Source organism: Nocardia sp. NPDC051929, assembly GCF_044548645.1.
Classification (GTDB): Bacteria; Actinomycetota; Actinomycetes; order Mycobacteriales; family Mycobacteriaceae; genus Nocardia; species Nocardia sichangensis.
Genome location: NZ_JBIUCG010000016.1, coordinates 56723 through 81228 on the forward strand (window position 1 = coordinate 56723; position 24506 = coordinate 81228).

Sequence of the window (24506 nt, forward strand, 5' to 3'; positions counted from 1 at the left end):
GAGCTAGCAGCGCCAATCCAGGACCGGCGCGAACGACCTGAGTTGCACCGAGCCGGGGATCGCCCGCAGCAAGGCGTCCCGCAGCGCGACGCCGGGCGGGAACGACAGTTGCGCCACCGCGCCGATCCGGCGCGAGCGAGCCGCGATCATCCGGGTACGCGGCCCGCGTTCCCGGTCGTAGGCGGTCAGGTCACCGTCGCGGGTCACGACCCTGGCCAGCACCACGGCGTCCTCCAGCGCCTGGCAGGCGCCTTGCCCGAGGTTGGGCATCATCGCGTGCGCGGCGTCGCCGACGAGCGCGATCCGCCCTGCCACAAAAGTTTTCAGCGCGGGCAGGTCGTAGAGATCGTGCCGCAGTACCTCGGCGTTCCCGGCCGCGGCGAGCAGGGCGGGAATCGGCTCGTGCCAGCCGCCGAACCGGGCGCGCAACTCGGCGAGCCCGCCGCTCGCCGTGCCCGCGGGCATGTTCGCGGTGGCGAAGCAGTAGACCCGGCCGTCCGCGAGCGGCGCGTACCCGAAACGCTCACCGCGCCCCCAGCTTTCGCCCATATCGGTGACCGGCTGGTGCGGCGTGACGACCAGACGCCATGCGGTGTATCCGCCGTAGCGGGGCCGAATCTCGCCGCAGACGGCGCGGCGCACCACACTGCGGATGCCGTCGGCGCCGACGACGAAGTCTCCGCTGGACGTCCCGGCCGAGTGCACCACCGTGCCGTCCACCCTCGCCTCGGCCACGGTGACACCGGTGCGCAGCGCCTCCGCCGGGATGGCCGACCGCAGAATGTCCACCAGATCGGCGCGGTGCAGCATGATCGGGCTGCCGTACGCCGCCCGGAGCTTCTCGGCGTCGATCCTGGTCAGCCACCGCCCGGTGCGGTCGCGAATACCCGCAGCGCCCTCCTCGACGGCCCGTGCCCGCACCGCGTCGCCCAGGCCGAGTACATCGAGAGCACGCAGGGCGTTGGGCCACAAGGACAACCCCGCCCCGACCTCGGTGATTTCGGCACTCCGCTCGAGCACTTCGACGCGCAGGCCCTGCCGGAGGAAGGCGACCGCGGTCGCCAGACCACCGATGCCACCGCCCACGATGACCACCTCGGGCATCGTTTCCCCTTTCTCCGGACCACTCGGTTCCCCGAACGCTACTACGTATGTAGTGTCGCCGCGCCGGACTGTAACCGGTATCACTACCGCTGTAGTATCGAGGAATGTCCGGTAAGCGCGAACTCGTCTTGGACGCGGCGATCGAGCTGCTCGGGTCCCGCGGGATCCGAGCCCTCACCCACCGCGCGGTGGACGAGGTCGCGGGCATGCCCGCCGGATCGGCGTCCAACTACTTCCGCACCCGTGCGGCGCTGCTGACCGGCATCGCCGAGCGACTCGAAGCTCGCGACTACGCGGATTGGGAGGCGCTCAACCGGCGACCCGCCCCCGCCACCATCGAGGACCTCGTCGACGGCACGGCCGCCTTCGTCGTCCACGCGGCGCGAACCGACCCCACAGGGACATTGGCACGCTACGCGCTGTTCCAAGAAGCGCGGACCTCGCCCGCGCTGCGTGAGACCGTGCGGAGCGGCCACCGCAGGCTGACCGAATGGGCCGCGAGCCTGCTGGCGAACGTCGGCGGGGACCGGGCGACGACGCAGATCCTGGTCGGCCAGCTCGAGGGCATCATCCTGCACCAATTGGTCGATCCGACACCGGATTTCGATCCGCGTCCGGTGCTGGACCGGTTGGTGCGCGCGCTGATCGCTTCGAACGACTAGCGCCGGGCGTCGCGGCCGAGAGCCCGGCGCCACCCGTCAGAAGAACGTGTGCAGGAGATCCACCACTCGCGGCGAGGGCGCATCGGCGTCATCGATCACCGGGATCAGCCGCCATTTGTCGAAAGCCGTGCACGGGTGTGACAGACCGAGCCGAACGACCGCCCCGATGGGCAACTCGGTGGCGGCGCCGCCCGGTAACCGGAGGAAGGCGTGCTGGTCGTTGAGCGCGGAGACCGTCGCGTCCGAGTCGAGCGCACCGCCCCGCGGTCCCGCGACGCGCTGCGGAACCGGCATCCCCTCGTCGAAAGGCAGATCACGTTTGCCCGCGTCGAGCAACGCGAGGCCGGGCTCCGGGCGCGAGAGTGCGCGTGCCCAGCCGTGCATCGCCGAGCGCAGCGGCCGCGCGCACTCGGGAGCCGCCAGTGGCGACATGCTCGCGTAGAAGCCGTCATCGTGGATGACATACGCGCCCGAGCGCAGCACGACCGTCGTCGCGACACCTTGCCTGCCCTGCTCGTCGGACAGCGGGGCGAGGTACTCGAGCGCCAGCTCGGGATAGGCGCTCCCACCGGCGGTGACGACGGCCGGACCGCGATATCGCCCCGCCGCGTCGAGTTCCCGGTGCAGCCGGGCGAGTTCCCCGAGGTAGTCGCGCACCGCGCGGATGCCGGTCGCGGTGCGGTCGTGTGCGAGCGCGCCCTCGTAACCGCCCACCCCGGCGAGCGTCAGCCGGGACGCGCCGGCGATCGCCCGAGCTACGGCGTGCGCCTGTTCCACCGTGCGTGCGCCGGTTCTGCCGTGCGGGCCGCCGAGTTCCACCAGCACCCGGATCCGCGCCGACTCGGGGGCGGTGCGCAGATGCGCGTCCATCAAGGCAACCGTTTCGGGGCTGTCGGCCCAGCAGTAGAACTCGAAAGACGGATCGCGCGCCGATTCCGCCGCGACCCACCGCAATCCGACCGGGTCAACCAGCGCGTTGGCCAGCAGCACCCGCGCGACGCCGAAGGACCGCGCCACCTGCGTCTGCCAGATGGTGGCGAGGGTGATGCCCCATGAGCCCGCGGCCAGCTGATCGGCCCACACCTGCGGCGCCATCGTCGTCTTGCCGTGCGGCGCCAGCCGAACGCCTGCCGCCCGCACCCACTCGGCCATGACCGCGATGTTCTCCGCGAGGGCCGCGCGATCGACCGTGAGCACCGGCGTCTCCAGCTGATCGAGCGCCGGTGCGGCAGCGCGGAGTTCGCGCACGGTCCGCCCCCAGAACGCGGGTGGCATGCCCTTGTGCTCGGGACCGATCCGGCGGTCCGCCAGCGCCGCCACGGCTGCTTCGTCGATCGACACGACGTCCTTCCTACCGGACGCGGGCCCTTCGGCGGCTAACCCGAGTTGCGCAGGGCGGTGGCCAGGCCGTTCATCGTCAGCAGGATGCCGCGTTTCACCAGTTCGGAGTCGTCCCCGGCCCGGAGGCGGCGCAGCAGCTGCACCTGCATCTGGTTCAGTGGTTCCAGGTAGGGGAAGCGGTTGTGGATCGACTCGGCCAGCGACGGGTTGTCGGCCAGCAGGTGATCGTTGCCGGTGATCGCGGCGTGCATGCGGACGGTCCGGGCGTGTTCGTCGTGGATCATGCCGAAGATCTGCTCCCGCAACGCCACGTCGTCCACGAGTTCCGCGTAGCGGGCGGCGATGTCCAGATCGCTCTTGGCCATCACCTGCGCCAGATTGGACAGCACCGTGCGGAAGAACGGCCAGCGGCGATACAGATCCGCCAAGGTCGCCAGACGTTCCGGGTCGCCGCCGATCCATTCCTCCAGCGCGGCACCGGTGCCGTACCACCCCGGCAGCATCACCCGCGCCTGACTCCACGACATCACCCACGGGATGGCGCGCAGGTCCGCGACCGAATTCGTCGGCTTGCGCGAGGCAGGCCTGCTGCCGATGTTCAGATCGCCCACCTCGGCGACCGGCGTGGACTGCCGGAAGTACTCGACGAATCCGGGTGTCTCGTGCACGAGCCGCGCGTACGCGGCTCGGGCGCGGGCCGCCAGGTCGTCCATGATGCCGTAGGACGGCTCGGCGTCGGCGCCGAGACCCTCCACGTCCAGCAGCGTCGACTCCAGGGTGCCCGCGATCAGCGACTCCAGATTGCGATGCGCCGCACCGGGTTCGGCGTATTTCGCGGCGATCACCTCGCCCTGCTCGGTGAGCCGCAGCGAGCCGCGCACCGCTCCGGCCGGCTGGGCGAGGATCGCGTCGTAGCTGCGGCCGCCGCCGCGACCGACCGTGCCGCCGCGGCCGTGGAACAGCCGCAACCGGATGCCGGTCTTGCGGGCGACCTCGACCAGATCCAGCTCCGCCCGGTACAGCGCCCAGTTGGCGGCCAGATACCCGCCGTCCTTGTTGGAGTCGGAGTAGCCGAGCATCACTTCTTGACGCATCCCCTGCGCGGCCACCAGCTCGCGATAGACCGGCACCTCCAGCGCCGCCGACAGCGTGGCCGCGCCAGCGCCGAGGTCCTCGATGGTCTCGAACAGCGGGACGATGCCCACCGGGCAACTCGGCGGCCCGTCCGGCTCCCCTGGGTCGAGCAGACCGCCCTCCTTCAGCAGCAGGGCGGCTTCGAGCAGATCACTGACCGACGTGCACATGCTGATGATGTAGTTCGGCACCGCCGCCGCGCCGAGCGTTTCCACCACGTCCCGGGCGGCGCGGACGATGCCGAGTTCCTTGACGGCCAGTTCGCTCAGCCGGGCGTGCGGACCGAGCAGCGGGCGGCGAGTGCGCAGCTCGGCGGCGAGCAGTTCCACTCGGCGCGACTCCGGCAGGCTCGCGTAGTCGGAGTGCACCCCGGCCCAGGCCAGCAGTTCGGCGACGACCTGCTCGTGCACCTCCGAGTTCTGGCGCATGTCCAGGCTCTGCAAATGGAAGCCGAACGTCTCCAGGGCGTGGCGCAACGTGGCGAGGCGATCGTCGGCGAGCAGGCCGTCGCCACTGCGCCGCAGCGAGGCGTCGATCGCGTCCAAGTCGTCCAGGACGGCCTGCGGAGTCGGGTAGGGCCGCGCCCCGGCATCGAGGCCGTTCGGCGGCACCTGCTCGAGCGCCGCCAGCGCGGTGGCGGTCAGCCGGGCCCGGACGTGGTGCAGCGCACGGCGATACGGCTCGTCGGCGTGCGTCGCCGGATCGGGGTACCCGGTCTCGGCGAGCGCGGCGACCTCGGGCGTCACGGCGACCAACCGGGCCGACAACGACAGCGTCTTCTCCAGTTCCACCAGATCGCGCAGGTAGCGCTCGAACGCGACGCCCGCGGCGCGGGAGGCGGCCTGCCGCACCACCTCGGCGGTGACGTACGGGTTGCCGTCGCGGTCGCCGCCGATCCACGAACCGGGACGCAGCATCGGGCGCGGCAGCAGCTCGACGCCGGGCCAGCGCGAGCGCAGCGCGGCGCGCACCTCCGCGTTGATCGCCGGGATCACGTCGAACAGGGTCAGGTCGTAGTAGCGCAGACCCACCGAGATCTCGTCCTGGATGCGCAAGCGCGCCAAGCGGATCAGCGCGGTGCGCCACAGGCTCAGCACCTGGCGGCGGATCCGCCGCTCGAGGTCGGCGCGCTCGCGCTCGTTCTCGGCGTAGCGCTGGCGCAGGCGCATCAGCTCGGTGATCCGGGCCTGCGCGTCGAAGACGGTGCGGCGGCGCGTCTCGGTCGGGTGCGCGGTGATCACCGGCGACACCAGCGCGTCGGCCAGCAGATCCGCGACCCGGGTTCCGTCCAGCGCCGCCGCGTCCAGCTTGCGGTAGGTGGCCGCCAGTGACGAGTCCTGCGGCGGTTCGCCCGCCGTCTCGTGCGCGGCGCGGCGGCGGTCGCGCTGGATGTCCTCGGCCAGATTGGCCAGCAGCACGAAGTAGCTGAACGCGCGGATCAGCGGAAGGGCCACCGCGATGTCCACTCCGTCGAGCATCTCCGCGACGGCGCTGCGCCCGACCTCCTCGCGGCGCACCCGGAACGCTTCGATGCGCACGCGCTCGATGAGGTCGAAGACCTCCGGCCCCTCGTGGTCGCGAATGGTGTCGCCGAGCACGCCACCGAGGAACCGGATGTCGTCGCGCAGCGGCCGGATGGCGTCCTGTTGGGTCTCGCTCGTCGTTTCACCCATGATCAGACAGTATTGTCCTCCGGCCCGCCGGGAAATGCGACGCGGCCCACACCGGCCGCGCCCGGCTCAGCCGAGGAGTTCGGAGAAGCGCAGGTGGTTGCCCCACGGGTCACGGAACCCGCAGTCGCGGACGCCGTACGGCTGCGAGATCGGCTCCTGCGTCACCTCCACCCCGGCGTCGCGCAGCCGGGCGAACGTGGCGTCCACGGCATCGGTGGTGAAGATCAACGTGCCCTGCGCCCCGTTGGCCAGCCGGGCCCGCGCCGCCGCGGCGGCCGCCTCGTCCGGCACCATCTCGGGGGTCTCCAGAATGAACTCGATGCCCGGCTGCTTCGCCGGCCCGACGGTCAGCCAGCGCCCACCGGCGAACGGCAGGTCCGCACGCACTTCCAGACCGATCACGTCGCGATAGAACTCCAAGGCCTTGTCCTGGTCACTGACCAGCACGCCGATGTGGGTGAGGCCGAGGTCCGCGCCGTTGCTCATGATGATGCTCCTTCTGTTCGTCAGGGCCGGGCAACAGTACGGACGACGCACGCGCGGCGAATTCATCGGTCGCGGCGCAATCTCGCGGCGATTCTCAGCCCGCGTCCCTTGCGGTCAGGTGATCCGTCCGGTGCAACAGGACCTGTTCGAGTAGCGAGACCAGCACCTCCTTGACCGAATCGCGCTGCCTGGCATCGCATTCCAGCACCGGGATCCAATCCTCCAGTTCGAGCGCCTCGCGGACCTCGTCGAGGTCGAAACGCGTGCTGCCGTCGAAGCGGTTGACCGCGATGACGAACGGCGTGCCGCGTGCCTCGAAATAGTCCAGTACCGGATAGCAGTCGTCGACGCGGCCGGTGTCCACCACGATCACCGCGCCGAGCGCACCGTCGACGAGGTCGTCCCACAGGAAGACGAAACGGTCCTGGCCCGGCGTGCCGAACAGGTACAGCAGCAGTGCGCTGTCCAGGGTGATGCGCCCGAAGTCGAGGGCGACCGTGGTCTGCGTCTTGTCGGCCCGATGCCCCGCGTCGTCCACGCCGACGGCCATCTCGGTCATCGCCGCCTCGGTCACCAGCGGCTCGATTTCGGAGATGGCTCCGATGAATGTTGTCTTCCCGACGCCGAAACCACCGCTGACCACGATTTTCACCGAGGACGGCATGGTAGGCGTTCGCATGTCAGAGTGCCCGGACAAGGTCCCTGATCCTCTCGATGGCGGCGGCGGTGAGCTGGTCGGCCGAGCGCACGGTCACGTGTCCGGTGGCGGCCAGGTCGCTGACCACGACCTTGGCGACCCCGACCGGCACGCCGAGCGCGGCGCCGATCTCGGCGATGGAGTGCGGCCGCTGGCACAGCCGCACGAGGGTGCGCTGCTCGAAACGCAGCGGCGCGGACAGCGCTGCGGGCTCGGCCCGCACCAACGTCTCGATGCGCAGTCCGTCCAGCAGCGGCCTGGTGCGTCCCGCGGTGACCACGAAGGGCCGCACGAATCGGTCCTCGCCGGAGGCGAATTCGTGTCTCATCGCCGCAGCGACTCACGCAGTTCGGCGATGAGCGCGGGATCGAGCAGCGCACCAGCGCGGTCGGCGAGCACCGCCATCTCGTAGCCGACCAGACCGACGTCGCAACCGCTGTCGGCGATCACGCCGAGACAGCTGCCGTCGCCTATGGCGGAGACGAGCAGGAACCCGCGCCTCATCTCGATCATGATCAGTTTCAGGCCGTCGAAGGAGTAGCTGCGCGAGGCGCTGCGGGCCAGCCCGACCAGCCCGGACACCATGGCGGCGAGCCGGTCGGCGGAGGCGCGGTCCAATCCGTCGGACATGGCGATGAGCAGGCCGTCCGAGGACACCGCGACCGCCTCGCGCACACCGTCGGTCTCGCGAACGAAGTTGGCCAGCATCCAATTGAACGTGTGCGGGTCGGCGCTCGATATGTGGGTGGTCACCGGATCTCCTCTGCCATGGTCGCGGCGGGCTGGAATTCGGGCGCCGCGGCGGCGGCGCGGACGCGGTCGTCCCGCGCGGCGGCGTGCCGTGCGGGCGCGCCACGCTGATGTCCCGTCCGGAAGGAGGACAGCATGCTGCGGATCTCCTCGGGTGAGCGCTCGACCGCGGGGGCGGGCTCCGTCCGGGGCGGCGCGTCGGGCCGCGCGCCGGTGGCGGCAGCGCGGGCCTTCTTGTTTCGTTTCACCAAGCCGTTCTTGGTGTGCCGCGCCGCGGGGTCGCTCGGCGCCGGGCCGAACGGCTCTTCTGAGCGGCGGGATTCGGTGCGGCCGACGCTCGCTGTCGGCTCGGTCCGTGCGGAAACGAACTGCGTGTAGGGCGACGACCCGGCGTTCACCGCGTGCGCCGGTGGGCGGTCGGCGGTCGTAGCGGTAGCGGTACCGCGCGATTGTGGCCTCGAACCGGTGGCAGACCCAGCGGTATCGCCCACCGTGGCGGTGTGGGAGGTGGCGGGATCGTCGCGCCGATCCGGCTCGGTCTCGACCATGCCGGGCGGCAGCGTCAGGCGCGCGACGATGCCGCTCACCGGCGAGACGCTCAGTTCGACCGTGATGCCGAGCCGTTCGGCGAGCCTGCCGACCACGTAGTGGCCGAGGTGGCGGGTCGGTGCGACGACGAAGTCCTGTTCGCCGCGCAGTCGTGCGTTGGCCTGGGCCAATTGGTCGGCGGGCATGCCCACGCCGTGGTCGACCACCGCGAGCAGGTACCCGTTGGGCCCGGCGCGCCCGTAGATCTCCACCTCGACATCCGGTGGGGAGAACGCCAGCCCGTTCTCGATCAGCTCCGCGAGTATGTGCGCGAGTTCGCTGGCCGCCGCGCCGGCGATGAGCACGTCGTCCATCCGGCGCAGCACCACCCTGCGGTAGTCGTCGACCTCGGAGAGGCCCGCGCGGATCACGTCGCTGAGCGGGATCGGTTCGGCCCAGCGGCGCGGGCTCGCCTCGCCGACCAGCACGAGCAGGCTTTCGGCGTTGCGGCGCATGCGGGTGGCGAGATGGTCGAGCTCGAACAGATTCGACAGCGCCTTGGGATCGAGCTCCTCGCGTTCGAATTCGCTGATCAGGCCGAGCTGGCGGCGCACGAGGTTCTGGTTGCGGCGGGCCAGGCTGACCATCGACTCGGTGGTGTTGCGGCGCACCAGCGCCTGTTCCGACGCGAGGTCGAAGGCGGTGGACTGCACCCGATCCAGCGCTCGGGCCACGGCGACGATCTCGACGCCCGCCCCCGGCGGCGGTCGCACCGGGGCGGGCGGGTCCGGCGGCCGGGTGTCGTCGCCGGTGCGCCAGGCCGAGATCACGTCGGGCAGCCGCCGACCGGATACGTCGTCGGCGTCCGCGGCCAGCGTGGCCAGCGGCCGGACGATCGCGCGCACCGCCGCGACGACCAGCGCCACCTCCAGCGCGATCGCCGCCAGCGCGGCGAGCACGAACGCGCCGAGGGCCAGCGCGGCGTCGCCGCGCAACACCTCTGCCCGCTGCCGCACGTCGGCGCCGACCGTCTGCTGCACGGTGCGCTGCTCGTCGATGACCGCGGTCATCCTGGCCCACCAGGCGATCGGATCGACCGGGCGCGCCAGCGGTCCGCCGCCCGCGGCGATCGCGACGTTCTCCGACTCCGCGGCCGCGGCCGCGTCCGCGCCGTCCAGCACGGCGTCCAAGCGCGCCTGCTGCGCGCCGGTCGCGTCGCGGGCGAACGCGGCCAGTCCGGCCAGTTTGGCCGCGCGGATGTCGAGGAATTGCACGTACTCGCCCGGCCCGAAGGCATCCGCGGCGAAGACGCCGTTGAGGAAGCCGCGCTCGCGAGCCGTCTGCTCCTTCGCCTCACCCAGCGCGTACAGCGCTTGCAGCCCGTGCCGGACCACCGGGTCGGCAGCCTGATCCTGACCGAGGGCCAGGTGGTTCAGGGCGTCGATCGCGTCGGTGTAGTACTGGAACGCCGCCTGCCGGGGTTCTCGCCGCTGGTCGATCGTGGATCGGGTCGCGTCCAAATCGGCCAGCGGCCGGGCGGCCTCCCGCACCCGCTCCGCGCCGGGCGGGCCGTCCGCCGCCGCCTGCCGCAGGGCACGCAAGGCGCGGTCGACCGCACCGCGCTGGTCGTCGACCGGCTGGCGCAAGCGCTGGTCGCCGCCGAGCAGGCCGTTGGTCAGGCCGCGCTCGCGCTGCGTCTCGTGCACCAGGTCCTGCACCGCCAGCGCGAGCGTCACCGCGGCGACTGTGTCCCGGCTCTTCCGGTACGCGTCCACTTCGCGCGCCACCAGCGTGCCCAACAGCGCGAGCACCAGCACGAGCGACACCACGAGGATGCGGGCCAGCTGCCCGCGGATGGTTCGCGGGCGCACAATTCCGCTGCCGGACACCTGGCGTTCACCATCGGAAATGCGGAGAGGGACAACCGGTGTGCCGCCGGAATTCTCCGGTCGTCCAGGTGACCGCACCACCCTCTGCTCCTCCGATCAGCCGCCGCGCCTGCTCCACAGCGAGCACGCGGAAATCAAGGGGAAACTGTCACACGGCCTACCCGTCGTCAACGCGAGAATCGGACAAAACGGACACTGTGCGGACTTCTAAACACACTGGCAACGAAGAGTTACGAGCGCGACAAAACCGGCATCCGCGAACGAATGCCGAGACTCGTTGTGTCCTACCCACCTTCGCCCGCCGCGAAACCTCGCGGCCCGACTCTGATACAGTCCGGCGCGACAAACCGGATGGCAAGAGGGCTGGATGGCGCACCGAATTACGTTGGTTCCCTTGGCGATCGCACTCGCGTTAGGACTGGCCGCCTGCGGCGACGAGTCCGGCGGGTCCCCCGCGACGACCAGCACGCAGACCGCGAGCGCCGCGGGCACGGCCACCCAGCTGTTCGATCCCTGCACCGGCATCCCCGACGCCGCGCTGACGAGCGCCGGACTCGACCCGGCGAGCAAGCAGGTCGGCGTCGGCGGGGTGAAGCAGCCCGGTTGGGAGATCTGCGGATGGAAGGGCGCCGACTTCACCCTCGGCGTGTTCTCCAACAACATGTCCGTTGCCGAGTTCGAGCGGAAGCCGGGCAATGTCGACTTCCAGGACGTCACCATCGCCGGACGCACCGGACGCCAGTTCCGCGTGGACGACGCCGCCAAAGACCAAATGTGCGACGTGCTCTTCCCCGCCCGGCAGGGCCTGCTGCAACTGACCCTGGTCAACAAGACCGCGGACCAGAACCCCTGCGATCGCCTCGCGACCATCGGCGAAGCGATCGTCCCGGCGCTGCCGAAATAGCACCGCCCCCTCGGCGCAGGACCGGGTACGGATTCGCCTGGCGCACCCGACAACCACGACCATCGCTGCGGCATCGGCGGAGTTCAGCCGCCGGTTACCTCGCACGCAACCACACCAAGCTCAACCACCGGTTTCGAGCGAAGCGAGACCGAGCATGCGCCGTTCGCGGCCCGGCTCGCGTCCGAGTGGCCGTCGCGTCCGCGACGAAGGAGCAAGCGGCGGTCGCTCGGACGCGAGCCATAAGGGGGCCGCGAACACCCAGCGCCGCAGGCGCTGGAAAACGAACACAGCCCGGCTCGCGTCCGAGTGGCCGTCGCGTCCGCGACGAAGGAGCAAGCGGCGGTCGCTCGGACGCGAGCCATGAAGGGGCCGCGAACACCCAGCGCCGCAGGCGCTGGAAGAACGAACACAGCCCGGCGCTGGAAATCAGACAGAGAGGATGGCGAGTACCTCGTCGGAGGTATAGAAGGGGGCGAGGCGCTCGCGGATCAACCCGGCGAGAACCCCTTCGCGCTTCGCGCCCTCGATGACCGCCGGTCCGTACCGGAGGATCTCCTGGACGATGTCGTCACCGGTCAGACCGAGTTCGGGCAGCATGGCCGCCAAGGTGTAGTCGCCGTACTTGGTGAAGAACACCTCCACGCACTCGTCCAGGAGCAGGCCGAAGTACTCCTTCTCGCGGGTGGTGACGGCGATCTCGTAGCACAGCAGCACCAGCTCGTTGAGATCCTTCCGGCTGAGGTATTCGCGCAGACCGCTGACCGGCTCGTCGGCATGCAGATCCCAGAACTCCATCGCGGCGGCGTGCACCGGGGCATCGCGCAGCATCTCGCGGATGGCGTTGTTGGTCCGCTTGAGGGCGAACAGCGCGCCCTTGCCCGCGAGGTCGCCGACGAAGGTGCCGTCGGCGGCCTTCTTGGCGCGATTGGCCGCGGACTGGCCCAGCGACATCAGCGAGGACACACCCGGGATCTTCTCCGCGCGTTCCCGGTTGGCCTGCATGAAGTCGTTGATCAGCTTGTCCACGAACTTCGACGCGACCGTGGCCACCAGCGGGCTCTCGGTGAGCCGATCCAGGATGCGCTCCTGCGCCTGGTGCATGCCGAAGATCTTTTCCAGCAGCGCCTCCACCGGCTCGCGCTCGACCACCTCGCCGAGCGTGTAGTCGTGGTTGGCGGCGATGTGGTCGTAGATGGAGTCGGCGAACACCCCGACCATATCGGCGAGAACCGGACTGCCGCCGATCAGCTCGACGACCGTGCGGACGGTCTGCTTGGCCTGGTCGATCTCCACCACGTCCCGGAAGACGAGCGTGTCGGCGACTCCGAGCACCGCCTCGGTGTCGCGCGCGACCACCTCCGCGAAACGCTCGCCGGTCACCTCGGCGAGCAGGAATGCCACCTGGGCCTCCAGTAGCCGTTCGGCGATCTCACGCGGCTCGCTCATCGAATTCCACCCATCACACCTCGTGCGGCGCGCCCGGCACGGTTCACGGCTGGTGCGGGTCGGCGTCGTTGCGTGCAACGATTTCCGGATCCGGTCCAGGCGCTCACGCGCGGCCTGCTCACGTGCCTGCCATTGTTCGTCCACGCCGTGGCCCGCTGGAGTCTGCCGGTCGAGTTCACCCATCCCCTGCGCGGTGCCGTAGCGATGCTCGACCTTATCGCGAACTGACTCGAAAGTAGGAACACCGGAGGCCGAATATCCGCCACTCGCGGCGGGCTCCGGCATACCCGGCGGCGGTACCGGTACCGCCGGTACCGCGGAACCGCCGCCGACCTGGCCCGACACATCGGGCGTGTGCTGCGGGAACCCAGGCCCGCCGGCCGGGGTGGCAGGAGTCACATCTCCGGCCGCAGCCGCATCACCGGTTTCCAACAGCCCGACCAGCGCGGCGTGGACCGCCGCGAACCCGGGACGCGCCGCCGTTGCGGCCAGCAGTACACCTGCCAGCTCCGCGTCCGGCAGCCCGGCCAACCGGCTCGCGATTTCGCTGTTGTCACTCATACCGCCAGGCTACGCACGCGCGACCGCACCGAAGGCCGTTCACGACCGCACGCGCGCACCCGCCCAGTCGCGCACCAGGTCGTACCAGGCCGAGCCGCCCACGACGATCAGATCGTTGTGCCCGGCTCCGGGGAAGACCACCAGCCGTTTCGGCTCCGGCGCTGCGGCGTAGAGCCGTTGCGCGTGCCGCAGCGGCAGCAGTTCGTCCTGGTCGCCGTGCATGATCAGCACCGGGGCGCGCAGCGCGCGGATGCGGCGTTCGTTCGGATAGGCGTTCGGCACCAAGGCCGCGGGCAGGAACGGATACACCGAGCGAGCCGCGTCGCGCAGGCCGCTGAAGGTGGACATCAGCATCACTCCGGCCGGGGGATGGTGCTGTGCCAGCTCGAGCACGACACCGCCCCCGAGGGACTTGCCCAGGTACAACACGCGATTCGGATCGACGCCGGGTTGTTCCAGCAGCGCCCTGCGCGCGGCGCGCGCGTCCAGGTAGGTGCCGTGCTCGGTCGGTTTCCCGGTGCTGCGCCCGTAGCCGCGGTAGTCGAAGGCCAGCACGTCGAAACCGGCCTCGGTGAGCAACGCGAAGATCGGCACCCGGTCGCCGAGATTGCCCGCGTTCCCGTGCGCGAACAGGATGTGCCCGATCGAATCGCGGGCAGGCATCCACCACGCGTGCACGGTCTGCCCGTCGGCCGTGGGCAGGGACAGGTCCGTGTACTCCATGCCGAGCAGCGCCGGAGTTTGCAGCACCGTCCGCTCCGGCAGATAAGTCAGCGCGTTGAGGATCGGACGGGCCGGGTGTCGCATGCCCATGTTCTTACTCCTGAACAGGCAAGGCCGGGTCGGGCGGGTGCCGCGACACGAGCGCTCGAAGCCGCGGCCCACCGCCGCAGGGCCGGTGCGGACGCCGGTCGCCGCCCGACCCGCGGAGACGATCGAACTCGGCCGGTAGCCGGTTGGGGTGACCGCGTGCGTCAGCCGCGCAGCACCGCGCCCACGGCGTCGGCCGCCGCCGCGACGGCCGCGTCGCGTGCCGCACTTGCCTCGTCCTCGGTGAGGGTCCGGTCGGTGGCACGGAAACGCAGGGCGTAGGTGAGCGACTTACGTCCCTCACCCGCCTGAGCGCCCTCGTACACGTCGAACAGCGCGATGTCCTCCAGCAGCTCGCCGCCGCCGGTGCGCAGTGCGGACTCGACGGACGCCGCCGGGACGGTCTTCTCGACGCTCACCGAGACGTCCTGGAGCACCGCGGGGAACGGCGACACCGTCGGGACCGGCCGGGACTCGCGCAGCGGCAGCGCGTCCAAGTCGAGTTCGACGGCGCAGGTGCGCGGCGGCAGGCCGGAACGTTCCAGCACGGCGGGATGCAGCTCACCCGCGTAGCCGACAACCGTTCCGTCGACCACCAGCTCGGCGCAGCGCCCGGGATGCCAGGGCAGCTGAGCCGCCGCACGGCGCTCGATGGTCACACCGGCCGCGTCGCCGACGGCGTCGGCGAGGGCGAACGCGTCGGCGGCTTCGACCGGACGGCCCGGCCCCCACGGCCCGCGCGGCTCCCTGCGGCCGGTCAGGACAGCGGCCACGTGCACCGGCTGTTCCGGCAGCGAGTCCAGCAACTCGGCGATCTCTTCGTCGGTGGGGCGCCGGTCCACCGGCAGCGGATCGACCGCTCTGGTGTTCGCGCCCGGCAGCACGACTTGCGCGATGCCGTAGATCGCCAGGTCACGCGCGCCCCGCGAGATATTGCGGACCGCCACCTCGAGCAAACCGGGGAGCAGGGTGGTGGCCAGCTCGGCGCGCTCCACGTCGAGCGGATTCAGCACCCTGGTGGTGGCGCGGCGCGGGTCGTCGGCGTCCAGGCCCCAGGTGTCGAACACTCCGGCGGGCAGGAACACCGGCGGCGGCACCTCCACGGCGCCCGCGAACGCCAGCGCGCGGCTGACGGCGCGCCTGCGGCGCTGGGTCGGCGTGAGCCCACGCCCGGCCGGTGCGGCCGGCAGCACGGACGGGATCCGCTCCAGGCCCTCCAGCCGCAGCACCTCCTCCACCAGGTCGGCGGGCTGAGCCAGGTCGGGCCGCCAGCTCGGCGGGGTCACCACCAGCTGACCGTGCCCGGCCTCGCTGACGCCGACCTCGACCGTGCAGCCGATCTGGGCCAGGCGGCGCGCCGAGGTGCCGGTCGCGTACGTGACGCCCGCGACGCGGTCGGCCAGGTCGATGTCCATCCGGATCGGCTCGGGCGCCGGGACGGGGGTCCGGACGTCGGTCAGCACGGGTTCGATGGTGCCGCCGGCGATTTCGGCCAGCAGCGTGGCCGCTCGATCGAGCGCGGCCACGTTGATCTCCGGGTCGACGACCCGTTCGTACCGCTTGCCCGCCTCGGACACCAGCTTGTGCCTGCGCGCGGTCCGGTAGATCAGCAGCGGGTTCCAGGTGGCCGCCTCGAGCAGGATGTCGGTGCTCTCCGCGCCGACCTCGGTGCTCGCGCCGCCCATCACACCGGCCAAGGAGATGACGCCGGAATCGTCGGCGATCACCACGTCCTCGACGTCGAGGGCGCGCTCGACGTCGTCCAAGGTGCGCAACTTCTCGCCCTTGTGCGCGGAACGGACCACCAATCCGCCCGACACCTTGTTCGCGTCGAAGGCGTGCAGCGGCTGCCCCAACTCCAGCATCACGTAATTGGTGACGTCCACGGCGGGCGAGATCGGGCGTACGCCCGACAACAGCAGCCTGCGCTGCAACCACCACGGGCTCACCGCCTCCGGGTCGACGCCGGTGACCCGGCGGGCCGCGAAGCGCGTGCACCGGGAGTCCGGCTCGACCCGGATCGGCCACGCTTCCTGCTCGTGGTCGGGCAGGGTGCGCACCGCCGGATCGGCGTACTCGAGATCGAAACCGCAGGCCAGCTCGCGCGCCAGGCCGCGAACGGAGAAGCAGTAACCGCGGTCGGGAGTGATGTTCAGCTCGATGACGGTGTCGTCCAGACCGAGTAGCGCGTTGGCGTCGGCGCCGGGCTCGGCGGTGCCCGGTTCCAGCACCAGGATGCCGGAATGGTCCTTGCCGATCCCCAGTTCGGCGACCGAGCAGATCATCCCGTTGGACACGTGACCGTAGGTCTTGCGCGAGGTGATCTCGAACCCGCCGGGCAGCACGCCGCCGGGCAGCACCACGACCACCAGATCACCGACCTGGAAATTCCGGGCGCCGCAGATGATCTCCTGCAACTCGGGCTTACCGATGTCCACCTTGCAGAAGCGGATCGGCTTCTTGAACTCGGTCAGTTCGGTGATCTCGGCGACGCGGCCGACCACCAGCGGCTCGCCGCCCTCCTCCGAACCCGCGATCCGCTCGAGCTGGTCGAGCTCTTCGACTTCCAGCCCGACCCGGACGAATCCCGCGTCGAGCTCCTCCGGCGTCACCGACCACTCCGGGTTGGTGCGCTGGATGATGTCGGTCAGCCAGGACTGCGCTACTCGCACTTGACGTTTCGCTCTCTCGATCGAAGGGTGGGGTCAGGACCGGATACCGAAGGGCAGCGTGAAACGCACGTCGCCCTCGACGATGTCGCGCATGTCCGGGATGCCGTTGCGGAACTGCAGCGTGCGCTCCAGGCCCATGCCGAAGGCGAACCCGCTGTACACCTCGGGGTCGATCCCGCTGGCGATCAGCACCTTCGGGTTCACCATGCCGCAGCCGCCCCATTCGACCCAGCCCGCACCGCCCTTCTTGTCCGGGAACCACACGTCGACCTCGGCGGAGGGCTCGGTGAACGGAAAGTAGTTGGGCCGCATGCGCGTGCGGGTCTGTGGTCCGAACAGCGCGCGAGCGAACGCGTCCAGCGTGCCGCGCAGATGCGCCATGGTCAGGCCCTTGTCCACCGCCAGGCCTTCGACCTGGGAGAACACCGGTGTGTGCGTGGCGTCCAGTTCGTCGGTGCGGAAGGTGCGGCCCGGGCAGACCACGTAGATCGGCAGCTCGCGTTCCAGCATCGAACGCACCTGCACCGGCGAGGTGTGCGTGCGCAGCACTTGGCGCGAGCCCTCCGGCGCGATGTGGAAGGTGTCCTGCATGGTGCGGGCCGGATGGTCGGGCAGGAAGTTCAACGCGTCGAAGTTGAAGTGCTCGGTCTCCACCTCGGGACCTTCGGCGACCTCCCAGCCCATCGCGACGAACACGTCGGCGATCTGCTCGGAGATGACGGTGATCGGATGCCGCGCGCCGACGGCCGCCCGGCGTGCGGGCAGCGTCACGTCGATGGTCTCGGCGACCAGCACGGCGGCGTCGCGCTCGGCCAGCAACGCGGCGCGGCGGGACTCGAATGCCTCCGACACCCTGGACCTGGCGACGTTGACCCGTTTGCCCGCGTCCGCCTTCTCCGTCTTGGGCAGGCTGCCCAGCGCGCGTTGGGCCAGCGCCAGCGGCGCCTTACCGCCGAGGTGCTCGGTTTTCGCGACCGCGAGCGCATCCAGGTCGGCGGCAGCGGCGAACGCCTTCTCGGCGGCCGCCGCGGCCGCGGCCAGTGCCTCCTCGGTCAGCGCCGCGTTCTGCTCGCCTGCGTCGATGTCGTCGGCCACGATGCTCCGTCTCTCCCCTGGGGATCAATTCGCGGGCACCGCTGCACGCCTGCCCGCATTGCTGCTGGTCGCAATCGTATTCGATGGGCCTCGGCGGATTCACGCGGATTACCCGCCACGCCGCGCGAGCCGTGTGGTACCCGCGAGCCGGACGGGCGCGCGCCGGCCCCGCTCCACTACCCGTCCGGAACGGCGCGACTCATCACAGGCTCGCAGGCGGTGACCGGTCAGGGCAGCGAAAGACCAGCTCCGACAGCCGCCGCGAAACGCCCGGCCCTGGCCGATACCCAGTGACCGGGCGCTCCGCGATCAGCGCGCGACAGTGCGGTCAGCGCGCGGCGGTGATGTGGCGGGGCAGCAACCGCGACCCCAGCGCGCCGACCGCCACGATCGCGGCACCCACCCACACCGCGGGCACCAGTCCGTCGACGTAGCTCTGCGGATCCAGGTACGAGCCCCGCGCCGCGAACACCGACGCCAGCACCGCGACGCCCATGGCGACACCGACTTCCCGCAGGGTGTTGTTGGTTCCAGACGCCATCGCGCGATCCTCCTCCGCCGCGGCGGCCATCACCACGGTCGCGCCGGGCGCGAAAGTCAGGCCCATGCCGATCCCGCCGAGCAGGAACGGACCGACGAACAACAGGTAACTCGCGTCGACGGAAGTGACCAACGCCATCCAGCCCAGCGCGACGGCGAGCAATGTCTGCCCGGTGGTGAGCAGCGCACGGGCGCCGACCTTGTCGACGATCAAACCCGCCAGCGGAGCGACCACCATCGGCGCCATCGTCCACGGCATGGTGCGGATGCCGGATTGCAGCGGTCCGTAGCCCTGCACGACCTGGAAGTACTGGGCCAGCAGGAAGATCGAGCCGAAGACGCCCATCGAGAAGGTGAAGCCGGTCATGTTGCTCACCCGGAACGCGCGGGAGCGGAACAGGCGCAGCGGCAGCATCGGCTCCCGCGTGCGCAGCTCCCAGGCGATCAGGCAACCGAGCAGCAACACGCCACCGATCAGCGCGGACAGCACGCCACGAGACGTCCAGCCATCATCGGCGCCGTGGATGACGCCCCACACCACCGCCAGCACGCCGCCCGCCGACAGCAGCAGTCCCAACAGGTCGACTCGTCGGCTGCCGCCGTGCGACTCCGCCAGCACCCGCAGCGCGAACGGCAGCACGACCAGGCCGATCGGCACGTTCACCCAGAAGATCCACTGCCAGGTCAGCCCTTCGACGACCGCGCCGCCGATGAGCGGCCCCAGCGCGACGCCGAGGCCGGCGATCCCGCCCCAGATGCCGATGGCGGCGCTGCGCATCTTCTCCGGCACCGCCGCCGACAACAGTGTCAGCGACAGTGGCATCACCCCCGCCGCGCCGAATCCCTGTACCGCCCGCGCCGCGATGAGCATGCCCGGTCCGGTCGCCAGCGCGCAGACCGCGGACGCCAGTGTGAACAGCGCGATACCGAGCAGGAAGATCCGCCGCCTGCCCAGTCGGTCACCGACCGCGGACGCGGTGAGCAACAGCGAGGCGAACGACAGCGTGTAGGCGTTGACGAACCATTGCAGGTCGGCCAGCGAGGCGCCCAGCTCGGTGCGGATCACCGGCAGCGCGTTCGTCACGACCAGGTTGTCCAGCGTGACCATGAACATCGGGATACCGACCGCGGCGAGGACGGCGGCGAGCCTGCGACCGCCGATCGTCGCCTCGGGCGCGGCGACGGTCGCCGTGGCGGATGGAAGGGTCTCGGTCATGTCCAGTCCTTGTTGTAATCGACTGATAACTAATGCTCGAAACGGTATGCATCGACTGATAACATGTCAAGAGCAAGGCCGGTACCAGCGAAAATGGAGAACGATGGCGACCAGAACCAGGATGACGGCGTCCGAACGGGGCGAGCAGGTGCTGCACGCGGCGGTCTCCGCGTTCGCCGAATGCGGTTACGCCGCTACCAGGACCGACGAGATCGCCCGGCGAGCGGGCGTGTCACAGCCCTACGTGATCCGGCTGTTCGGCACCAAGCAGAACCTGTTCCGCGCCGCCCAGCACCGCGTCTGCGACCGGATCGAGGAGATCTTCCGCGCCGCGCGCGCCGAGGCATCGCCCGAGGCGGCCCCCGACGAAGCCCTCGCCGCCCTCGCCACCGGCTATTCGGTCTTCCTCGCCGAACGTGAACTGCTCCAACTTCTGCTGCACGGCTTCGCGGCCAGCGCGGACCCGGAGATCGGCGACCAGGTCCGGGCCAGGTTCGGCGGTATCTACCACCTGATCCGCGACCTGACCGGAGCGCCGGAAACCGAGGCGCGCCGCTTCCTCTCCACCGGAATGCTGCTCACCGTCATGAGCGCCATGCGAGTGGCGGGCCCGGACGCGGTCCCCGCGACGTGGGCGACGGAGATCTTGGAGAACTTGAGCACCGAAGGCGACTGAATTCCATTCGCGGCCCGGCTCGCGCTCGGGCCTGCGCGCCCCGGGACACCCTCAGCACCGGTCAGGCACCCGAGCTACATGCGAATGTCCCGAGCTCGAACGCCAACGCGGCCAGCGCACCGTCACTCCAGGTTCCGAGCGAAGCGAGATCGAGCCTGTTCCGTTCGCGGCCCCGGCCCCCGGGGGGGGGGCGCGCCCCCCCCCCCCCCCCCCCCCCCCCCCCGCGGCCCCCCCCCCCCCCCCCCCCCCACCGGGGGGCCGCCAACACCCAGCGCCGCAGGCGCTGGAGATCTAATACCGCACGCGCGAGTTCGCGTACAGGCAGATCGCGGCGGCCGTCGCCAGATTCAGGCTCTCGGCGCGGCCGCGAATGGGAATGCGGACGCGGTGGTCGGCGCGGCGCGCGACGGCCGGGTCGAGGCCGTGCGCCTCGTTGCCGAACAGCCAAGCCACCGGTTCGGTGAACAATTCGTCGGCGTCGTCGAGGTCGACCTCGCCGTTCGCCGCCGTAGCGAGGATCGTGATGCCCGCCGCGGCGATCGCATCCAGCGTCTCGGCGACATCGCGGTGCCGGGCGACCGGCACATGGAAGATGCTGCCCGCGCTGGCTCGCACGCATTTGCCGTTGTGCGGGTCGACCGTGTCGCCCGCCAGCACCACGCCGTCGGCGCCAACCGCATCGGCGACTCGGATGACCGTGCCGGCGTTTCCCGGCTCGGCCATCTCGACCGGGACGGCGAGCATCCGGGGTCCGGTGTCGAGGATCGTGGCCAAGGGCACGTCGAGCAGATCGCAGACCGCCACCAAGCCCGGCGCCGTGACCGTTTCCGCGAGATGCTCCGCCGCGCGGTCGCTGACCAGCGTGGTGCGGACGCCCGCCGCGGACGCCCCCGCGATCAGCGCGTGGTCGCGTTCGGCGGCCGCCTGCGAATAGAACAGCTCGTGGACGCGCGCGGTCTCCAGGGCCGCGGCGACGGCATTGGCTCCTTCGGCGAGGAATCGGCCCGCTTTGCGGCGCTGCGCTCCGCGTTGCAGCTTGACAGCGGAAACGACCCGCGGATTGCGCTCACTGAGCGCTTCCACGGGTCGTTCCGAAAGTCGTCCGGGTGTCAACGAACGCGACTCAGGCGGCCGGCGCGTTGACATCCTGCGGCAGGGCGGCCTTGGCGACCGCGACGAGGCCGGCGAACGCCTCGGCGTCCGACACCGCGAGCTCGGCGAGGATCTTGCGGTCCACCTCCACACCGGCGGCCTTCAGGCCCTGGATGAAGCGGTTGTAGGTGATGTCGTTGATCCGCGCGGCGGCGTTGATGCGCGCGATCCACAGCTTGCGGAAGTCACCCTTGCGCGCCCGGCGGTCCCGGTAGGCGTAGGTGAGCGAGTGCAGCTGCTGCTCCTTGGCCTTGCGGTACAGCCGCGAGCGCTGGCCGCGGTAGCCCTTGGAGGCCTCGAGGATGGAACGGCGCTTCTTCTGAGCGTTGACGGCCCTTTTGACGCGTGCCACTGGTCAGTCCTGTTCGATCTGGGGGCGCGGGGCGGCGCCCGGAAATGGGTCGGGGTGGCGACGGAGGTAACTCCGGTCGCGAGTGCGTGCCGGTCTGCGCGCGGGCGCGATCAGAGACCGAGCAGCTTCTTCACGCGACGGACGTCGGCGGAGGCGACGACTTCCACACCGTCCAGACGACGAGTCCGGCGGCTGGGCTTGTGCTCGAACAGGTGGCGACGGTTCGCCTGCTGGCGCAGCAGCTTGCCTTTGCCGGTCACCTTGAATCGCTTCGAGGCGCCGCTGTGCGTCTTCATCTTCGGCATGGATTCCTCTATCTGTCGTCCCGGCGGTCGGGGCGGACCGCCGGTGTTCTGATCGGTGTTACTGCGGGCCGGCCGTCTCGGCCTGCTCCGGGGCGGGCTGACCGGCCGGGGCGGCGCTGGGCGCCGGGCGCGAAGCCGACTCCTGCTGCGCCTTCACCCGGGTCTTCGCGCCCTTGTGGGGGGCGAGGACCATGGTCATGTTGCGACCGTCCTGCTTGGCCGAGGTTTCCACGAAACCGAGATCGGCGACGTCGGACGCCAGCCGCTGCAGCAGCCGGAAACCGAGTTCGGGGCGGGACTGCTCGCGTCCCCGGAACATGATCGTCACCTTGACCTTGGACCCGGCCTCGAGGAAGCGCACGACGTTGCGCTTCTTGGTCTCGTAGTCGTGGTCGTCGATCTTCGGGCGGAGCTTCTGCTCCTTGATCACCGTCTGCTGCTGGTTCTTCCGAGACTCGCGCGCCTTCTGCGCCGTCTCGTACTTGAACTTGCCGTAGTCCATGATCTTGCAGACCGGCGGACGGGCATCCGGTGCCACCTCGACCAGATCGAGGTCGGCTTCGAGGGCGACGCGTAGTGCATCTTCAACACGCACGATCCCAACCTGCTCGCCGCCCGGTCCGATGAGCCGGACCTCGGGAACACGGATGCGATCGTTGATGCGGGTCTCAGTGCTGATGGGGCCTCCTAGGTCAAGCGGTGTCGTCAGACGACCGCGCGCAATAACTGCAACCCCTGTTCAACACGAAGGCCCCGGTGCGGTATTCCGCGCACGGGGCCCGATGTCGACCGATCACCGACCACGAGCGAACTCGAGTCGACTCTCGCGCGGCAGGGTTCTCCATGAGAACCCCGGCACGAGAAACCCACCCTCGCGGGTGAGTGACCGGACCGCTGGACCGTACGATGACTCGTCGGCAACGGTGGGAGTCGGGCTCCACTTATCAGCCCCGGGGCAGCCCGGGGCGGTCGTCAGCGGAAAGTCTAACATTCCGTTCGGCTATCGCCGAATCGGCCGCGAATCATTGCCCGGCCGCGTCCGGCATGGCACGCTCCCCCGGTGCCCACACCACCCCGCGACCTGCTGCGATGGCAGTTCGACCCGACCTGGTCACTCGCCGGGATCCACCTCGCCGACATCACCGAGATCGGCCACCTCCGGATGCTCCGGGCGGCGTCGCTAGCCTGAAGGCATGACTGACGAGCTCGACGCCTCCGTACGCGAACTGGCCGACATCCCCGCGGTCGAGGTGATCAGCCGCGCCGCCGTGATGCTGATGAGTTCGGCGGCCGAGAAGCTCGGGCTGGCGGACGAGGACCCCGAGACCAGCCCGCGCCGCGACCTGGACGAGGCACGCCGCGTGATCACCGCGCTGGCCGGACTCGTGACGGCGTCGGTGGAGTACCTGGGGCCCCACGCCGGACCGATGCGCGAGGGATTGCAGTCGCTGCAACGTGCGTTCCGTGAGTCCTCCGCGCATCCCGATGAGCCGGGCAAAGGCCCGGGCGAGAAATACACCGGTCCGGTCTACTGAGCTCGCGCGGTTCCCGAGCCTGGCATTGGAAGACGCCGAACACCGCACCGCGCTGAACAATCGACAGGCCGCGGCGGGTCAGGAGCAGGTCGTCCATCGGTGACGTGCCCGCCCCCATCCATTCTCAGCGTTCCGCCCGGTCGAGCACAGAATTCCGAAGTACCGGCGGAATTGTGAGCGAATACCGTTGGGTACAACGATGTTTAGGAAATTTACCAACGGGTGGGGCACAGTGAGCCCATGGCTACTCGGATTCTTCTCGCTCCCGGATTCTGGCTCGGTGCATGGGCGTGGGACGAGGTCGCACCCGATCTGCGGCGGCGTGGCAACGAGGTGGTGGCGCTCACACTGCCCGGCTTGGATGAAGCCGACCCGGACCGGTTGTCGGCCACCCTGGAATCCCAGGCGCAAGCCATCGTCGATGCGGTGCCCGAGGGCGAGACCGTCGTGCTCGTCGCGCATTCCGGCGGGGCGGCGCCCGCCTATCTCGCCATCGACCGCGCGCCCGAGCTGTTCCGCCGGGCGATCTACGTCGACAGCGCGCCGCTGCCGAACGGTTTCGTCATCAACTCCGCGCTCGACGTCGCCGTGCGCGAATGGATTCTGCCGGAATGGCCGGAACTGGAGGCCGCGGGCAACAGCCTGGCGGGCCTGGACGAGGCCGCCTTGGCGCGCTTTCGGGAGCGTGCCGTGTCGGAGCCCACGTCCGTCGCGGCCGCCCCGCTCCGGTTGAGCGATTCGGACGCCCGCCTGTCGGTCCCGACCACCGTGATCTGCAGCAGCATGACCGCCGACGTGGTCGAGAAGCTGCGCGACAACGGTGAAACTCCCCTCTTCGCCGAACTGGCACGCATCGACGCCGAGTACGTCGACCTGCCCACGGGACATTGGCCGATGTGGTCCAAGCCGAAGGAACTCACCGAACTGATCCACGCCATCGCCAACCGCTGAACGAACGGCGGCGCGGCCCGGCGCACC

General features: G+C 70.3%; 23 protein-coding genes. 6 read left to right on the forward strand and 17 right to left on the reverse strand.

The window, feature by feature from the left end; all coding sequences use genetic code 11:
• Nucleotides 1–3: 3 nt before the first annotated feature.
• Nucleotides 4–1104: an FAD-dependent monooxygenase gene (locus ACIHAX_RS22330; protein ID WP_397279358.1), complete on the reverse strand. Its 1101-nt coding sequence runs from the start codon at nucleotides 1102–1104 to the stop codon at nucleotides 4–6.
• 104 nt (nucleotides 1105–1208) lie between these two features.
• Between ACIHAX_RS22330 and ACIHAX_RS22335 the strand changes: the two genes are divergently transcribed.
• Nucleotides 1209–1766 carry a TetR/AcrR family transcriptional regulator gene (locus ACIHAX_RS22335; protein WP_397279360.1) on the forward strand — a complete coding sequence of 186 codons (558 nt, stop codon included), beginning with the start codon at nucleotides 1209–1211 and terminating at the stop codon, nucleotides 1764–1766.
• 36 nt (nucleotides 1767–1802) lie between these two features.
• Here the strand turns inward: ACIHAX_RS22335 and ACIHAX_RS22340 are convergent, their stop codons facing one another.
• From ACIHAX_RS22340 to ACIHAX_RS22370, 7 genes are all read right to left on the reverse strand, one after another.
• Nucleotides 1803–3107 (reverse strand): alanine racemase, encoded by a 1305-nt coding sequence (locus ACIHAX_RS22340; RefSeq protein ID WP_364430301.1) that lies wholly within the window; start codon nucleotides 3105–3107, stop codon nucleotides 1803–1805.
• A 35-nt stretch (nucleotides 3108–3142) separates the two neighbouring features.
• Nucleotides 3143–5914, reverse strand: coding sequence for a phosphoenolpyruvate carboxylase (ppc, locus tag ACIHAX_RS22345; RefSeq protein ID WP_397279362.1), 2772 nt, complete (start codon nucleotides 5912–5914; stop codon nucleotides 3143–3145).
• A 66-nt stretch (nucleotides 5915–5980) separates the two neighbouring features.
• Nucleotides 5981–6400, reverse strand: coding sequence for a VOC family protein (locus ACIHAX_RS22350; RefSeq protein ID WP_397279364.1), 420 nt, complete (start codon nucleotides 6398–6400; stop codon nucleotides 5981–5983).
• A gap of 94 nt (nucleotides 6401–6494) precedes the next feature.
• Complete coding sequence (locus ACIHAX_RS22355) at nucleotides 6495–7043, reverse strand: GTP-binding protein (protein ID WP_397279481.1); 549 nt, start codon at nucleotides 7041–7043, stop codon at nucleotides 6495–6497.
• Between the two features lie 37 nt (nucleotides 7044–7080).
• On the reverse strand, nucleotides 7081–7425 hold the full coding sequence (locus ACIHAX_RS22360; protein ID WP_355080657.1) for a DUF742 domain-containing protein: 345 nt from the start codon (nucleotides 7423–7425) through the stop codon (nucleotides 7081–7083).
• The gene (locus tag ACIHAX_RS22365; RefSeq protein ID WP_397279483.1) at nucleotides 7422–7805 is read right to left on the reverse strand and encodes a roadblock/LC7 domain-containing protein; all 384 of its coding nucleotides are present in this window, start codon (nucleotides 7803–7805) and stop codon (nucleotides 7422–7424) included. The genes ACIHAX_RS22360 and ACIHAX_RS22365 overlap by 4 nt, the downstream gene beginning before the upstream one ends.
• A 41-nt stretch (nucleotides 7806–7846) precedes the next feature.
• On the reverse strand, nucleotides 7847–10264 hold the full coding sequence (locus ACIHAX_RS22370; RefSeq protein ID WP_397279366.1) for a nitrate- and nitrite sensing domain-containing protein: 2418 nt from the start codon (nucleotides 10262–10264) through the stop codon (nucleotides 7847–7849).
• Nucleotides 10265–10658: 394 nt separating this feature from the next.
• Here ACIHAX_RS22370 and ACIHAX_RS22375 point away from each other — a divergent pair, with 394 nt between their 5' ends.
• Nucleotides 10659–11168, forward strand: coding sequence for a DUF3558 domain-containing protein (locus tag ACIHAX_RS22375; protein WP_355080653.1), 510 nt, complete (start codon nucleotides 10659–10661; stop codon nucleotides 11166–11168).
• A gap of 426 nt (nucleotides 11169–11594) precedes the next feature.
• Here ACIHAX_RS22375 and ACIHAX_RS22380 read toward each other — a convergent pair whose 3' ends face one another.
• The 5 genes from ACIHAX_RS22380 to ACIHAX_RS22400 form a co-directional block, all read right to left on the reverse strand.
• Nucleotides 11595–13175 carry a hypothetical protein gene (locus ACIHAX_RS22380; protein ID WP_397279368.1) on the reverse strand — a complete coding sequence of 527 codons (1581 nt, stop codon included), beginning with the start codon at nucleotides 13173–13175 and terminating at the stop codon, nucleotides 11595–11597.
• A 39-nt stretch (nucleotides 13176–13214) separates the two neighbouring features.
• A complete protein-coding gene (locus tag ACIHAX_RS22385; protein WP_355080647.1) occupies nucleotides 13215–13988 on the reverse strand; it encodes an alpha/beta hydrolase in 774 nt (257 codons plus the stop codon).
• Between the two features lie 161 nt (nucleotides 13989–14149).
• Nucleotides 14150–16657: a phenylalanine--tRNA ligase subunit beta gene (gene pheT, locus ACIHAX_RS22390; protein ID WP_397279371.1), complete on the reverse strand. Its 2508-nt coding sequence runs from the start codon at nucleotides 16655–16657 to the stop codon at nucleotides 14150–14152.
• A gap of 33 nt (nucleotides 16658–16690) precedes the next feature.
• On the reverse strand, nucleotides 16691–17752 hold the full coding sequence (gene pheS / locus ACIHAX_RS22395) for a phenylalanine--tRNA ligase subunit alpha (protein ID WP_364430322.1): 1062 nt from the start codon (nucleotides 17750–17752) through the stop codon (nucleotides 16691–16693).
• A gap of 328 nt (nucleotides 17753–18080) precedes the next feature.
• The gene (locus tag ACIHAX_RS22400) at nucleotides 18081–19508 is read right to left on the reverse strand and encodes an MFS transporter (RefSeq protein ID WP_397279373.1); all 1428 of its coding nucleotides are present in this window, start codon (nucleotides 19506–19508) and stop codon (nucleotides 18081–18083) included.
• Between the two features lie 103 nt (nucleotides 19509–19611).
• Between ACIHAX_RS22400 and ACIHAX_RS22405 the strand changes: the two genes are divergently transcribed.
• The gene (locus ACIHAX_RS22405; RefSeq protein ID WP_397279375.1) at nucleotides 19612–20184 is read left to right on the forward strand and encodes a TetR/AcrR family transcriptional regulator; all 573 of its coding nucleotides are present in this window, start codon (nucleotides 19612–19614) and stop codon (nucleotides 20182–20184) included.
• Between the two features lie 291 nt (nucleotides 20185–20475).
• Here the strand turns inward: ACIHAX_RS22405 and ACIHAX_RS22410 are convergent, their stop codons facing one another.
• From ACIHAX_RS22410 to infC, 4 genes are all read right to left on the reverse strand, one after another.
• A complete protein-coding gene (locus ACIHAX_RS22410; RefSeq protein ID WP_397279377.1) occupies nucleotides 20476–21267 on the reverse strand; it encodes a TrmH family RNA methyltransferase in 792 nt (263 codons plus the stop codon).
• Nucleotides 21268–21307: 40 nt separating this feature from the next.
• Entirely contained in the window at nucleotides 21308–21688 is a 381-nt protein-coding gene (rplT, locus tag ACIHAX_RS22415) for a 50S ribosomal protein L20 (RefSeq protein ID WP_039797323.1), read from the reverse strand.
• A 110-nt stretch (nucleotides 21689–21798) separates the two neighbouring features.
• A complete protein-coding gene (rpmI, locus tag ACIHAX_RS22420) occupies nucleotides 21799–21993 on the reverse strand; it encodes a 50S ribosomal protein L35 (protein ID WP_355078204.1) in 195 nt (64 codons plus the stop codon).
• Nucleotides 21994–22051: 58 nt separating this feature from the next.
• Nucleotides 22052–22717, reverse strand: a complete 666-nt coding sequence (gene infC, locus ACIHAX_RS22425) for a translation initiation factor IF-3 (RefSeq protein ID WP_379255697.1) — start codon at nucleotides 22715–22717, stop codon at nucleotides 22052–22054.
• Nucleotides 22718–23053: 336 nt separating this feature from the next.
• Between infC and ACIHAX_RS22430 the strand changes: the two genes are divergently transcribed.
• The 3 genes from ACIHAX_RS22430 to ACIHAX_RS22440 all read left to right on the forward strand — a co-directional run bounded on the left by ACIHAX_RS22430 (nucleotide 23054) and on the right by ACIHAX_RS22440 (nucleotide 24479).
• A complete protein-coding gene (locus ACIHAX_RS22430; RefSeq protein ID WP_397279379.1) occupies nucleotides 23054–23182 on the forward strand; it encodes a hypothetical protein in 129 nt (42 codons plus the stop codon).
• Nucleotides 23183–23186: 4 nt separating this feature from the next.
• Complete coding sequence (locus tag ACIHAX_RS22435; protein WP_355078206.1) at nucleotides 23187–23528, forward strand: DUF1844 domain-containing protein; 342 nt, start codon at nucleotides 23187–23189, stop codon at nucleotides 23526–23528.
• A 240-nt stretch (nucleotides 23529–23768) separates the two neighbouring features.
• On the forward strand, nucleotides 23769–24479 hold the full coding sequence (locus tag ACIHAX_RS22440; protein WP_364430342.1) for an alpha/beta hydrolase: 711 nt from the start codon (nucleotides 23769–23771) through the stop codon (nucleotides 24477–24479).
• The last annotated feature ends 27 nt before the right edge of the window (nucleotides 24480–24506 follow it).